At 75.4% G+C, this 13,327-nt stretch carries 13 protein-coding genes; 8 read left to right on the top strand and 5 right to left on the bottom strand.

Features of this window, described 5'->3' with window-relative positions:
* The first annotated feature begins 88 nt into the window (after positions 1-88).
* A complete protein-coding gene (locus ACWIX7_RS22780) occupies positions 89-586 on the top strand; it encodes an ATP-binding protein (RefSeq protein WP_448618674.1) in 498 nt (165 codons plus the stop codon).
* Entirely contained in the window at positions 583-1,689 is a 1,107-nt protein-coding gene (locus tag ACWIX7_RS22775) for an RNA polymerase sigma factor SigF (RefSeq protein ID WP_448618673.1), read from the top strand. The genes ACWIX7_RS22780 and ACWIX7_RS22775 overlap by 4 nt, the downstream gene beginning before the upstream one ends.
* 211 nt (positions 1,690-1,900) lie before the next feature.
* Here the strand turns inward: ACWIX7_RS22775 and ACWIX7_RS22770 are convergent, their stop codons facing one another.
* On the bottom strand, positions 1,901-3,088 hold the full coding sequence (locus tag ACWIX7_RS22770) for an SPFH domain-containing protein (RefSeq protein ID WP_448618672.1): 1,188 nt from the start codon (positions 3,086-3,088) through the stop codon (positions 1,901-1,903).
* Between the two features lie 94 nt (positions 3,089-3,182).
* Positions 3,183-3,626, bottom strand: coding sequence for an NfeD family protein (locus tag ACWIX7_RS22765; RefSeq protein WP_448618671.1), 444 nt, complete (start codon positions 3,624-3,626; stop codon positions 3,183-3,185).
* An 85-nt stretch (positions 3,627-3,711) separates the two neighbouring features.
* Between ACWIX7_RS22765 and ACWIX7_RS22760 the strand changes: the two genes are divergently transcribed.
* Positions 3,712-4,461, top strand: coding sequence for a hypothetical protein (locus ACWIX7_RS22760; protein ID WP_448618670.1), 750 nt, complete (start codon positions 3,712-3,714; stop codon positions 4,459-4,461).
* A gap of 80 nt (positions 4,462-4,541) precedes the next feature.
* Positions 4,542-4,952 (top strand): hypothetical protein, encoded by a 411-nt coding sequence (locus ACWIX7_RS22755; protein WP_448618669.1) that lies wholly within the window; start codon positions 4,542-4,544, stop codon positions 4,950-4,952.
* Positions 4,953-5,111: 159 nt separating this feature from the next.
* Here ACWIX7_RS22755 and ACWIX7_RS22750 read toward each other — a convergent pair whose 3' ends face one another.
* The 3 genes from ACWIX7_RS22750 to fabG all read right to left on the bottom strand — a co-directional run bounded on the left by ACWIX7_RS22750 (position 5,112) and on the right by fabG (position 7,825).
* Entirely contained in the window at positions 5,112-6,278 is a 1,167-nt protein-coding gene (locus tag ACWIX7_RS22750) for a ferrochelatase (RefSeq protein ID WP_448618668.1), read from the bottom strand.
* A gap of 69 nt (positions 6,279-6,347) precedes the next feature.
* Positions 6,348-7,121, bottom strand: a complete 774-nt coding sequence (fabI, locus tag ACWIX7_RS22745) for an enoyl-ACP reductase FabI (RefSeq protein WP_448618667.1) — start codon at positions 7,119-7,121, stop codon at positions 6,348-6,350.
* On the bottom strand, positions 7,121-7,825 hold the full coding sequence (fabG, locus tag ACWIX7_RS22740) for a 3-oxoacyl-ACP reductase FabG (protein ID WP_448618666.1): 705 nt from the start codon (positions 7,823-7,825) through the stop codon (positions 7,121-7,123). The genes fabI and fabG overlap by 1 nt, the downstream gene beginning before the upstream one ends.
* A 202-nt stretch (positions 7,826-8,027) precedes the next feature.
* Here fabG and ACWIX7_RS22735 point away from each other — a divergent pair, with 202 nt between their 5' ends.
* The 4 genes from ACWIX7_RS22735 to ACWIX7_RS22720 are packed head-to-tail and all read left to right on the top strand — an operon-like array spanning position 8,028 to position 13,294.
* The gene (locus ACWIX7_RS22735; RefSeq protein ID WP_448618665.1) at positions 8,028-9,053 is read left to right on the top strand and encodes a 3-oxoacyl-ACP synthase III; all 1,026 of its coding nucleotides are present in this window, start codon (positions 8,028-8,030) and stop codon (positions 9,051-9,053) included.
* Positions 9,050-11,620 (top strand): alpha/beta fold hydrolase, encoded by a 2,571-nt coding sequence (locus ACWIX7_RS22730; RefSeq protein ID WP_448618664.1) that lies wholly within the window; start codon positions 9,050-9,052, stop codon positions 11,618-11,620. The genes ACWIX7_RS22735 and ACWIX7_RS22730 overlap by 4 nt, the downstream gene beginning before the upstream one ends.
* 8 nt (positions 11,621-11,628) lie before the next feature.
* On the top strand, positions 11,629-12,606 hold the full coding sequence (locus ACWIX7_RS22725) for an NAD-dependent epimerase/dehydratase family protein (RefSeq protein WP_448618663.1): 978 nt from the start codon (positions 11,629-11,631) through the stop codon (positions 12,604-12,606).
* Between the two features lie 37 nt (positions 12,607-12,643).
* Positions 12,644-13,294, top strand: a complete 651-nt coding sequence (locus ACWIX7_RS22720) for a maleylpyruvate isomerase family mycothiol-dependent enzyme (protein ID WP_448618662.1) — start codon at positions 12,644-12,646, stop codon at positions 13,292-13,294.
* The last annotated feature ends 33 nt before the right edge of the window (positions 13,295-13,327 follow it).

Below are 13,327 nucleotides of genomic sequence, written 5' to 3'. Positions count from 1 at the left end.
CGGGCAGGATGGGTGCGAACCGCGCGGACCGGGGTCTCCAGGACCCGCGGTGCGCGGTGGCGATGCGAGGATGAGGAGCGTACGACGGATGGTGGACTCGAGGGGTGCCCTCACGCAGGACGGGCGGCGCGCCGAGCGACTGGAACTGCGGGTGCCCACCACCCCGAACCAGCTGCCCGCCGTGCGGGCCATGGCCGGTGACCTGGCGATGCGGATGGACTACGACCTCGACGCGGTGGAGGACCTCCGACTGGCCGTCGACGAGGCCTGCGCGACGCTCTCGGCGATCGTCTCCGACGACCGCCGGCTGACCGTGGTCTTCGAGACCACCCGCCGGGGTCTGCACATCGACGCCTGGGTGCCGACGACCGAGGGCACCGACGTCCCGCGCGACGGCTTCGGCTGGGCGGTGCTGCACACCCTGGTCGACGAGGTCCAGGCCGGTCCCGCCACCCAGGCCACCGTGCCGGCCGGCGACGGCACCACCTCGCCGGTCGCCGTCATCTCCATGGACAAGTACCTGCCGGGACAGCACCCGGACCAGCGGCTCGGGGACGCGGGCCAGAACGTCTCGGTCGCGCGGTGACCGGGGCGCCAGCCTCGGAACCCCAGACCGTCGAGGAGGACACCCTGCGCGACGACGAGTTCCCGACCGGCCGCCGCGGCACGGAGGGAGAGGTCGCGTCCGAGGAGCAGCCCGTCGTGGTGCCCGACCCGCGCAGCGAGGTCGTGCCCGGCCCGGACGCCGGCACCCCGGTCGGTGGCGACGTGGCGGACCTGGACGCGGCGGACGCCGACGCGGAACTCGAGGACGACGGCGCCTCCGAGGACGAGGCCGAGGACGCCGCCACCGACGGCGCCGCCTCCGACGACGAGGACGAGACCGCGACGGGTGACACCGGCTCCACCGGCGCCGCGCCCATCTCGGAGAACCGGCGGCGGGCGGAGCGCACCGCGCCGCTGTTCGCCGAGCTGGCCACCCTGGAGAAGGACGACCCGCGCCGTGAGCGGCTGCGCGAGATCCTCGTCGAGGAGCACCTGCCGCTGGTACGGCACTTCGCGCGCCGGTTCAGCAACCGTGGCGAGCCCTTCGACGACCTGCTGCAGGTCGGCACCCTCGGCCTGATCGCGGCCATCGACCGGTTCGACCCGAGCCGCGGGGTGGAGTTCCTCTCCTTCGCCGTCCCGACCATCACCGGCGAGATCAAGCGGCACTTCCGCGACCAGGGCTGGTCGGTGCGCGTCCCGCGGCGGCTGCAGGAGCTGCACCTGTCGCTGAACGCGGCGGTCGGCGAGCTGGCGCAGAAGAACGGCCGCGCGCCGACTCCGTCGGAGCTGGCCGAGCACCTGGGCATCCCGCGGGCGGAGGTGCTCGAGGGCCTCGCCGTCGCGAACGCCTACCGCAGCAGCTCCCTCGACGAGCGGCTCTCCGGTGAGGACGACTCCCCCACCCTGGCCGCCACGCTCGGCGAGGAGGACGCCGCGCTCGAGGGCGTGGAGTACCGCGAGTCGCTGCAGCCGCTGCTGGCCACCATCCCGGCGCGGGAGCGGCGGATCCTGATCCTGCGCTTCTTCGGCAACATGACCCAGTCGCAGATCGCCGCCGACATCGGCATCTCGCAGATGCACGTGTCCCGGCTGCTCAGCCAGACCCTGGCCAAGCTCCGCGAGGGCCTGCTCAAGGACTGATGAAGGACCCCGTCCTCCCCACCCTTCGTGGAAGGACCCCGTCCTCCTCACTGCTCGCAAGCTCGCGGCGAGCCTCTGGACGGGGCCGGCGGGACCGTGAAGGGTTCGCCGCTGCCCGCCGCCAGTGGTCGGTCATGGGGTTGTGGCAGGGCCGCGCGGCGGGTCCGCGCGTTCCTCCTGCCACAACCCCGTGGTCAACTCGCGGGGCCGGTCACGGACGGGGCTGCACCTCGCCGCCGGTGGTCTCCTCCTCGGCGGCGCGGGCCAGTGACGTCGTGTCCGGCATCGCCGGCGCCGGCACGGCGGGCGCGGTGTCGACGATGCTCGTCAGCTCGATCTTCGCCTCGGGCTGGTCGGCGGCGCGGGGCAGTGCCGACTCGAACCAGCCGGACGTGTCCATCTCTGCGGTCGGCCGGCCGGCGCCGTTCGCCGACGCGTCGACGTCCATCCAGGACCGCCCGTCGCCGTCCGCCCCGCCCAGCTTGGCCAGGCCCTCCAGGGCCTTGCTGAACTCGCTCGGGACGATCCACATCTTGTTCGCGTCGCCCTGGGCGATCTGCGGCAGCGTCTGCAGGTACTGGTAGGCCAGCAGCCCCTGGTCGGGCTTGCCGTCGTGGATGGCCTGGAAGACCGTCTCGATCGACTTGGCCTGGCCCTGCGCCTGCAGGAACAGCGCCGCGCGCTCACCCTCGGCCCGCAGGATCCGGCTCTGCCGCTCGGCCTCCGCCTCGAGGATCGCCGCCTGCTTCTTGCCCTCCGCGGAGAGGATGGCCGAGGCCTTCTGCCCCTCGGCGGTGGTGATCGCTGACTGCCGGGCACCCTCGGCCTGCAGGATGATCGCGCGCTTGTCGCGGTCGGCCCGCATCTGCTTCTCCATCGAGTCGCGGATGGACGGCGGCGGGTCGATCGCCTTGATCTCCACCCGGGCGACGCGCAGACCCCACGGCCCGGTCGTGCCGTCGAGCACCTCGCGCAGCTGGCTGTTGATACCGTCGCGGCCGGTCAGCGCGCCCTCGAGGTTGAGCCCGCCGACCACGTTGCGCAGCGTCGTCGTGGTCAGCTGCTCCATGCCGGTGATGTAGTTGGCGATGCCGTAGACGGCCAGCCGCGGGTCGGTCACCTGGAAGTAGACGACGGTGTCGATCCCGACCTGCAGGTTGTCCGAGGTGATCACCGGCTGCGGCGGGAAGGAGACCACCTGCTCGCGCAGGTCGATCGTGGCCCGCACGCGGTCGATGAAGGGCACCAACAACGACAGGCCCGGCGAGAGCGTGCGGCTGTAGCGGCCGAGCCGCTCGACGACCTTGGCCTGCGCCTGCGGCACGATGGTCACGCTCTTGGCGACGACGACCACCACCAGCAGCGCGATCACGATCAGGGCGATCAGTGCGGGTGTCACGGGGACGCTCCCTTCTCCGGGTTCCACCGCCGATCCTGCCCGGCTTCGGTGACGATGCGGTCACGGCGCGACGTGCCATCACCCGCAGGAGGCGCTACTCCAGTTCGAGGGCGTCACCGACGACGGCGGTGGCGCCGTCCACCTGGAGGATCCGCACGGTCGCGCCGACCGGGAAGTGCTCGCCGCCGTACTGGCTCCGGGCGGTCCACTCGTCGGCGCCGAGGCGGATGCGCCCCCCGTGCCCGTCGACGGCCCGGGTCACCTTCGCGGTGCGGCCGACGAGCGCGGCGACGCCGTCCGGCTGGTCGGGAGTGCCCTCGGTGAGATGGCGCTTGGCCAGTGGCCGCACCACCGCCAGCAGCAGCGCCGAGACCACAACGAACGCCGCCAGCTGCAGGACGACGGGACCGCCGAGCAGCGCGACCCCGACGCCGCCCAGCGCCCCGCCGGCCAGCATGAGCAGGAACAGGTCGCCGCTGGCCAGCTCACCGGCGGTGAACAGACCCGACGCGATCAGCCACAGCACCCAGGCGTCCACGTCCGCACTCTCCCAGATCCGGGCCGCGCTGTGATCGATCTCTACCGGATCGTCATCTCGGCCGGGCCCGGCATAACCTCGCCCGGTGCACGACTTCCCCGCGGGCCGGTTCGCGGTGTGGGCGACCGCCTGGCTCACCGGCCGCGCCTCCTACGACGACGCACTCGACGCCCTGGTCGGCGACACCGCGCACCGGGTCTGCGGCCTGCCCGACACCGACGAGGCGGTTCCCCTCGGCTGGGCACTGAGCGCACTGCGCGGCGTCGGCGAGCGCCGCATCCGGCTGGTGCTGCCGGTGCCCGGCGACGTCCGGGGGCTGCCGCGCGTCCCGGGTCTGGCCGAGCTCGCCGTGGCGGCCGGGCAGGCCGCCGTCGGCGAGCGGGTCGCGCTGGTGCCCGAGCCCCTGGGCCCCGAGGTGGTGCAGTGGACGGCGTTCGACCTGACCGGCGCACCTCCGGTGCCGCCGCCGGTCGAGGGATCGCTGCGCGCGGTGTCCGGCGCGCTCGACCTCGCCGTCGGCGACGCGGCCCGCACCCTGGCCGAGCTGGACCTGGCGCGGTGGCACCCCGAGGTGCCGGCGCTGCTGGCCGGGCTGGCGAAGGCCGCGCACGTGCCGGGGATGCCGCCGGGCACCGATCCGGTCGCGATGTCGCTGCTGGCGCGCGCCCAGCGGCTGGCGAAGGTGCTCGACCTGGCGCTCACCGACGCACCCGGCGGCGCGGTCACCCACCGCCAGGCCGCGGCCCGGGACGACGCCCTGCGTCCGCTGGGCGACGCCGTGCGCGAGGCGGTCACCGCCGCCTACAACGCCGTCCCGCGGGAGTGCACCCCGTGACCCTCGATCTCCTCGCGACCGCACGATGTGCGCGTGACACCTCGGGATCCCCGGCTCCCACCCCCACGGACCGCTGACCGATGAGTGCCTCCGACGAGACCATGGCGGAGATCGTGGCTGCGGTGGAGGTCGGCCGCGGCGGTGCGCGCGCGGAGGCCCGCCGGCGGCTGACCGACCTGTGGGAGCGGGTGGGGCCCGCCGGCGACCCGCTGCACCGGGTGACGCTCGCCCACTTCCTCGCCGACCTGCAGGACGACGTCCGCGCGGAGCTGCGCTGGGACGAGCCGGCCCTGATGCCATCAGGCGACCTCACCGACGAGCGCGCACAGCAGTACGACGCGGCACTCCGGTGCGCGGCCTCCTGCCGTCGCTGCACCTCAACCTCGCCGACTGCCTCCGCCGGCTCGGCGATGGGTCCGGCGCGCGGCAGCACCTGGCAGCGGCGGCGGCGTCGATCGACGAGCTCGCGGACGACGACTACGGGCGCATGATCCGCGCCGGCCTGTGGCACGTGCGGGAAGCGCTCGAGGCGGGGTCGACCGAGCCGCTGCCCTCCGCGCCCTGAGCGACATCGGGGACGGACTCCGCGAAGGGGGTCCCGCCGAGTGGGGCCCGGAGGGCTCCGCGCAGGCGGGACGCAGCGGCTCAGCTCAGGCCGGGGACGGCTCCTGGTCGCGGTGGAGGCCGGTAGGCCGACGTCGGACATGGCAACAGGACGCCGGGCAGTTGGTGCCCAGCCGCGGCGGGGTGCCCGACCGGCGCTCCTCGACCAGCTCGCGCACCATCGCCACGAACGCCGGGTGGGTGCCCGCGGTCGCCGCGCGGACGAAGGCCATGCCGAGCTCCTCGGCGGTCTCCTTCGCCTCGTTGTCCAGGTCCCAGATCACCTCGACGTGGTCGCTGACGAAGCCGATCGGGAAGACGACGACGGCCTTCTCCCCCGCCGCGGCCAGCGCCCGCAGGTGGTCGTTGACGTCCGGCTCGAGCCACGGCACCGACGGCGGGCCGCTGCGCGACTGCCACACCAGGTCGACGTCGCGGCCGGGCGCGACCGCGTCCACCACGAGCCGCGCCGAGCGCAGCAGCTCGGCCTGGTAGGCCCCGCCGTCCGGCCCGGCCACCGCGGCCATGGTGTCGGGGATGCTGTGCGCCGTCGCGACCAGCCGCGCGGTGTCCCGGAGGTCGTCCGGCAGCGAGGCCAGCGCGGCCGCCAGCGCCTCGGCGTTGGCCTGCACGAAGCCGGGGTGGTCACCGTAGTGCGGCAGCTTCTCGGCGGTCGGCCCGCCGCCGGGGGCCGCGCCGGTGGACACCGAGCGGGCCCGGGCGACGTCCTCGTGGTACTGCCGGCAGCCCGACCAGGAGGCGAACCCCGACGTCGGGAAGACGTAGACGTGCTCGATGCCGTCGTCGGCCATCTGCTGCCAGACGTGCTCGACGTAGGGCGACCAGTTGCGGTTGCCCCAGTAGACCGGCAGGTCCAGGCCGGCGGCGGCGAGCTCCCGCTCGACCGCCGCGGTCAGCGCCCGGTTCTGCTCGTTGATCGGGCTGACCCCGCCGAAGTGCATGTAGTGCTCGGCGACGTCGAGCAGGCGCTCGCGCGGGATGCCGCGGCCGCGGGTGACGTTCTCGAGGAACGGCATGACGTCGTCGGGCCCCTCCGGGCCACCGAAGCCGAGCACGAGCAGCGCCTCCCGCCGCCCGGACGGCGCGGGGTCGGCGGACGGCGGCGTCCCGCCGTTGTTGCGGACGGCGAGCGACGGGTCCTCGTCGGGGCGCTGGCCGGCGGGCGTGATGTCGACGTCGGTGGCGAGCGGCACGGTTCCTCTTCTCCCTCTGAGCGCCGCTGGATGCGGCTCCCGCGCTCCTTCATACGCCCGCGGTGGAGCTCACACCCCCACGGCGTGGAAGCCCCCGTCGACGTGCACGATCTCGCCGGTGGTGGCCGGGAACCAGTCCGACAGCAGCGCGACGACGGCCTTGCCGGCCGGCTCGGTGTCGGTCACCGACCAGCCGAGCGGGGCGCGGGCCTCCCACGCCTCCTCGAACTGGGCGCTGCCCGGGATGGACTTCATCGCCATGCTGCGCAGCGGGCCGGCGGCGACGAGGTTGACCCGCACGCCCTCGGGGCCCAGCTCCCGGGCCAGGTAGCGGGAGGTGGACTCCAGCGCCGCCTTGGCCGCGCCCATCCAGCCGTAGACCGGCCAGGCGACGGTCGCGTCGAAGGTCAGCCCGACGACCGACGCCTGCTCCCCGAACAGCGGCCGGCAGGCCTGGGTGAGCGAGGCCATCGACCAGGTCGACACCTGGAACGCCGTCGCCGCGTGCTCCCAGGCGACCTCCGGGAAGCCCTCCCCCATCGCCTCCTGCGGCGCGAAGCCGATGGAGTGGACAACGCCGTCGAGGGTGTCGCCGACGTGCTCGCGGAGCCGGTCGGCCAGCGTCGCCAGGTGCTCGGTGTTCGTCACGTCGAGCTCGACGACCGCCGCCTCCTGCGGCAGCCGCTTGGCGATCCGCTGGCACAGCGACAGCGCCCGGCCGAAGTTGGACAGGACGACGGTGGCGCCCTGCTCCTGCGCGATGCGCGCGGTGGCGTAGGCGATCGAGGCCTCGGTGAGGACCCCGGTGACCAGGATCTTCTTGCCCTCGAGGATGCCGCTCATCAGTGCCCCATTCCCAGTCCGCCGTCGACCGGGACGACCGCCCCGGTGATGTAGCCGGCCGCGTCGCTCGCCAGGAAGCGCACCACGCCGGCGATCTCCTCCGCCGCGGCGTACCGCCCCAGCGGCACCTGCCCGAGGATCTCCCGCTGCCGCTCCTCCGGCAGCGCGGCGGTCATGTCCGTCTGCACGAAGCCGGGGGCCACCACGTTGGCGGTGATGCCCCGGCTGCCCAGCTCACGGGCGATCGAGCGCGCGAGCCCGACGAGCCCGGCCTTGGACGCCGCGTAGTTGGTCTGCCCCGCCGAGCCCAGCAGCCCGACCACCGAGGAGACGAAGACCATCCGGCCGCTGCGTGCGCGCACCATCCGGGCCGCGGCCCGCTTGGACACCCGGTAGGCGGCGGTGAGGTTGGCGTCGAGGACGTCGGTGAAGTCCTCCTCCTTCATCCGCATCAGCAGCCCGTCCCGGGTGATGCCGGCGTTGCTCACCAGCACCTCGACCGGCCCCTGGTGCTGCTCGACCTCGGTGAAGGCGCGGTCGACCGCCTCGGCGTCGGTGACGTCGCACGGCACGCCGAACAGGCCCTCGGGGGCGCCGCTGCCCCGGTGGGTGACCGCCACCCGGTCGCCCTCCTCGCCGAACGCGCGGGCGATCGCCAGCCCGATACCACGGTTCCCACCGGTCACGAGCACCGATCTCGCCACGTGCCACACCCCCTGCGCCGGTCGCTGACGTCCGGGTCCAGAACCTAGCCGGTGGGTGCAGGTCACACCCGGTGACGGCGGCCGGACGGTGACGCCGGGGCCGGTCGGCTGGTTGAGTAGTGGCGCACGGCTCGGGTAGTGCGCGACTGATGAGGGCGGCACGGAATGGGGAGCCGGCCCCGGCGAGGACTGGATCCCACAGATGAGCAGCAACAGCACACGCAGGTTCACGAACACGGCGGTCCTGTCCGTCCAGACGGAGGACGCCACCCGGGTGATCGGCTCCGACGACCTCGACGACGCGCTCGAGGGGACCTACCAGCGGGTGGGGCTGCGGCGCGGCCTGCTCGAGCGCCTCGCCGGCATCCGGGAGCGCCGGTGGTGGGCCGACGGCGTGACCTTCGTCGACGGCGCCGCCATGGCCGGCGCCAAGGCGATCAGCGAGAGCGGCGTCGACCCGGCGTCCATCGGCCTGATGGTCAACACCTCGGTGAGCCGCCGGTACCTCGAGCCCTCGACGGCGGTCGCGGTGCACCACGCGCTGGGCCTGCCGCGCTCGTGCCAGAACTTCGACGTGACGAACGCCTGCCTCGGCTTCGTCAACGGCATGGAGCTGGCGGCCGCCATGATCGACTCCGGCATGGTCGACCACGTCCTGGTCGTCAACGGCGAGGACTCCCGGCCGGTGCAGGAGCGCACCGTCGAGCGGCTGAACCGCCCGGACAGCACGTCCAAGGACGTGCTGGCGCAGTTCGCGACCCTGACCTTGGGCTCGGGTGCGGTCGCCATGGTCCTCGGGCGCGCCGACCAGCACCCGGAGGGGCACCGCCTGGTCGGGTCCGCGAGCCGGGCCGGCAGCGAGCACCACGAGCTCTGCACCGGCGACAACGACGAGATGCGGACCGACCTCAAGGGCCTGCTCGACGCCGGGCTCAGCCTGTCCCAGGACCTCTGGGCCGACGCCGCGGCGGACTTCGACTGGGCCCGCGGCATGGACCGCTACGTCGTCCACCAGGTCTCCAAGGTGCACACCACGGCCATGTGCGACCGGTTCTCGATCGACCCGGCCCTGGTGCCGACGACGTTCCCGACCCGGGGCAACCTCGGCCCGGCCTCGGTCCCCTTCACGCTGGCCGGCCAGCAGGACTCCCTCGTCGACGGCGACCGGGTGCTGCTCATGGGGATCGGCTCGGGCCTCAACGCCTCCTGCCTCGAGATCGCCTGGTGAGGGCGGCCGACGAGACGCCCGCCCGGCCGGCACTCCCGGGACTGGACCCGGCCTGGTCCCGGCTCCTGACCGTTCCCGACGCCGACGGCGTGGAGCACTGCTGGCACGTCCTCGACAACGGCGTCCGGGAGCCGGTCGGCACGCTGCTGTGCGTCCACGGGAACCCCACCTGGTCCTACCTGTGGCGCCGGCTGCTGGCCGCCGCCCCGCCCGGCTGGCGGGTAGTCGCCCCCGACCAGCTCGGCATGGGGTGGTCCGACCGGCTGGCCGAGCCGCGGCTCCTGAGCCAGCGGGTGGCCGACCTCGGCGACCTCACCGCGGCCCTGGGCGTCACCGGCCCGGTGGTCACGGTCGGCCACGACTGGGGCGGGGTCATCTCCCTGGGCTGGGCACTCGAGCACCGCGACCAGCTGCGGGGTGTCGTCCTGGCCAACACGGCCGTCGCCATGCCCGAGGGCGACCTCGGGCCGGCCCTGATCCGGCTGGCCCACGCCCCCGGCGTGCGCGCGGCGGTCACCGTGGGCACCCCGGTGTTCGTCCGGGCGACGACGGCGCTGTCCCGGCCGGCGCTGCCCGCCGACGTCCGGCGCGCCTTCGCCGAGCCCTACCGCTCGCCGGCGCGGCGACGGTCGGTCGGTGACTTCGTTGCCGACATCCCGTTCTCCCCCGGGCACCCGTCCCGCCCGGTGCAGGAGGCGATCGCCGAGGGCATCCGCGGCCTCGACGTCCCGGCGCTGCTGCTGTGGGGCCCCCGCGACCCGGTGTTCGGCGAGCGGTACCTGACCGACCTGCGCGGCCGCCTGCCGCAGGCCCGGCTGCACCGCTACGAGGGCGCCTCCCACCTGCTCCCCGAGGACGCGCCGCAGTACGCCGGGGCCGTGGCGCAGTGGGTGGCCGACCTCGGCACTGGGGACCGCACGCCCGCGCGGCCGGCCCCCGCGACGACCGGCCGCCGGCTGTGGTCGGCCCTGGACGAGCGGGCGGACGACGACTCCCCCGCCGTCGTCGAGGTCGGCGGCGCGACGGTCGGCTGGGCGCAGCTGTCCCGGCGGGTGGCGCACCTCGCCGCCGGGCTCGCGGCGACCGGCGTCCGCCCGGGGCACCGCGTCGCCCTGCTGCTGGAGCCCTCGGCCGACCTCACCGCGACCGTCTACGCCGTGTGGCGGGCCGGGGGCGTCGTCGCCGTCGCGGACAAGGGCCTCGGGCTGGCCGGGATGCGCCGGGCGCTGCGCAGCGCCGCGGTCGACTCCGTCGTCGGCAGCCGGGCGGGTCTGGCCGCGGCGCGCCTCATGGGCCTGCCCGGCTCCCGCGTCGCCGCCGGTCCGAGGGGCCGGACGGCGCTGCGCGGCCTGGGCGCGCAGTACACGCTCGCCGACCTGGAGGCCCTCGGCCGGTCGGCACCGGCGCCCGCCGAACCGCCGCTGGACGCCGACTGCGCCGTGCTGTTCACCTCCGGGGCCACCGGACCGGCCAAGGGCGTCGTCTACACGCACCGCCAGGCGGCCGCCCAGCTCGAGCTCGTGCGGTCCACCTACGGCCTCACCGCCGACGACCGGTTCGTGGCGGCGTTCGCGCCGTTCGCGATCCTCGGGCCGGCGCTGGGCATCGGGTCGGCGGTGCCGGACGTCGACGTGACCGCGCCCGGCTCGCTGACCGCGGCGGCGCTGGCCGACGCCGCGGCCGCCGTCGACGCGACCGTGGTGTTCGCCTCCCCTGCGGCGCTGCGGCGCGTGGTGGCCACGGCGGCGGACCTCCCCCCGCAGCGGCGCACGGCCCTGGCCCGCGTCCGGCTGCTCATGTCCGCCGGCGCCCCTGTCCCGGCGTCCCTGCTGCGGTCGCTGCGGGCGGTGCTGCCCGCCGCCGACGCGCACACGCCCTATGGGATGACCGAGGTGCTGCCGGTCACCGACGTCTCGCTCGCCGAGGTCGAGGCCGCCGGCACGGGCGACGGGGTGTGCGTGGGCCGGCCCCTGCCCGGCGTCGACGTGCGGGTCAGCCCGCTGTCCCCCGACGGGCGGGCCGACGGCGGGCTGACCGACCGCCCCGGCGTCCCCGGCGAGGTGTGCGTGCGGGCCGCGCACGTCAAGGACCGCTACGACGCCCTGTGGGCCCTGGAGCGGTCGACGTCCCGGGACCCCGGCTGGCACCGCACCGGCGACGTCGGGCACCTGGACGCCGACGGGCGGCTCTGGATCCAGGGGCGTCTCCAGCACGTGGTGACCACGGCCGCCGGGCCGGTGACGCCGGTCGGCATCGAGCAGCGCGTGGAGGCGGTCGACGGCGTGTCGGCCGCCGCGGCCGTCGGCGTGGGACCCGCCGGGGCGCAGGTCGTCGTGGTGGTCGTCGTGCCGTCCGGACGCCCGACCCGGCTCGGCGGCCGACCGGCGCTGGCCGGGACGGACCTCGCCGACGCCGTCCGCGCGGCCGCCGGCGTCGACGTCGCCGCGGTCCTGGTCACCTCCCGGCTGCCGGTGGACGTCCGGCACCAGTCGAAGGTGGACCGGGGCGAGGTCGCCCGCCGGGCCGCGCGGGTGCTGGCCGGCGCACGGGCCCTCCACCGACGGTGAGGGTGCTGGTGACCGGGGCGAGCGGGATGCTCGGCCGGGCCACGGCCACCGGGCTGCTGGAGCGCGGGGACGAGGTGACGGTGCTGCAGCGTCGTCCCTCCCGCCTGCCGTGCGCGGAGGTGCTGGGGGACGTCGCCGACCCGGACGTCGTCGGGCGGGCCGCCCGGGGGCAGGACGCCGTGCTGCACCTGGCCGCGAAGGTCGACGTCACCGGGCCGTGGGCGGAGTACGCGCACGCCAACATCGCGGGCACCCGGGCCGTCCTCGACGCGTGCCGGGACGCGGGCGTCGGCCGGCTGGTGCACGTCTCCTCCCCGTCGGTGGCGCACGCCGGGACGGCGCTCGCCGGGGTCGGCGCCGGACGAGCCGACCCCGCCCGTGCCCGCGGCCGCTACTCCCGATCCAAGGCCGTGGCCGAGCTCGACGCGCTGGCCGCGGACTCCTCCGCGCTGGCCGTGCTGGCCGTCCGCCCCCACCTGGTGTGGGGCCCGGGCGACACCCAGCTCGTCGGCCGCATCGTCGAGCGGGCGCGGGCCGGGCGGCTGCCGGTGATCGGGTCGGGCGCAGCGCTCATCGACACGACGTACGTCGACAACGCCGCAGCGGCCCTGGTCGCCGCCGTGGACGCGTGCGGCCCGGTGCACGGCGAGGCGCTGGTCGTCTCGAACGGGGAGCCCCGCCCGGTGGCCGAGGTGCTCGGCCGGCTGTGCCGGGCGGCGGGGGTCCCGGGGCCGCGCGGCCGGGTGCCGCTCGGGGCGGCCTGGGTGGTCGGCGCCGCCGCGGAGACCGTCTGGGCGGCAACGCGCCGGCGGTCGGTCCCGCCGCTCACCCGCTTCCTGGCCGAGCAGCTGGCGACCGCCCACTGGTTCGACCAGCGCCGGACGCGGGCCGCCCTGGGCTGGCGCCCGACCGTGCGCCTCGACGAGGGATTTGCCCGCCTGCGCGCCTGGTACCTCGGGCACGACGCCACGCCCGTCACCCCCTGACCGACGAGTTCCCGCAGGAGTCGGAGTCGAGACCCTCATGAGGACGCCGCCTGCCCTGTCCCCCGCCGAGGTCGACGCGGCGGTCGCCGCCGAGCGGCACCGCGTCGCCGACCTCGTGGCCGACCTCACCGACGAGCAGTGGACGACGCCGTCGCTGTGCACGGCCTGGACGGTGCGCGACGTCGTCGCCCACCTCACGGTCACGACGAGGATGACCGTGCCGCGGCTCGTGCGGGCGGCAGTGCGGGCCCGGGGCAGCTTCGACCGGATGGAGATCGACCTCGCGGCGCAGCGGGCCGCGGCGTACTCCGCCGACGAACTGGTCGCGCAGCTGCGCGAGAGCGCCGACTCCACGCGGCGGTTCCCGGGCAGCACCCCGAGGGACCCGCTCATGGACCTCGTCGTGCACGGTCAGGACATCGCCCGCCCCCTGGGCCGGCGCTCCGTGTCGCCTCCCGACGTGGTGGCCGACTGCCTGGCCTACGTCGCCACGAACCGGTTCATGGGCGGTCCGCGGCGGCTGGCCGGGGTGCGACTGGTCTCGACCGACACCGGGTGGACCCACGGCGACGGCGCCGAACTGCGCGGGCCCGACATCGACCTGCTGCTGGTCGCGGCGGGACGACGCGCCGGGCTCGAGGCGCTGCAGGGTCCCGGGGTCGCGGTCGTGGGTGCGCGCCTGGGCTGAGGGCCGCTTGCCCGGCGCGGTCGGCCTGCGCTC

It is taken from the genome of Geodermatophilus sp. URMC 65 (genome assembly GCF_053502545.1).
The sequence above is the reverse complement of the archived record's forward strand: the minus strand, read 5'-3'. Positions and strand labels throughout refer to the sequence as shown.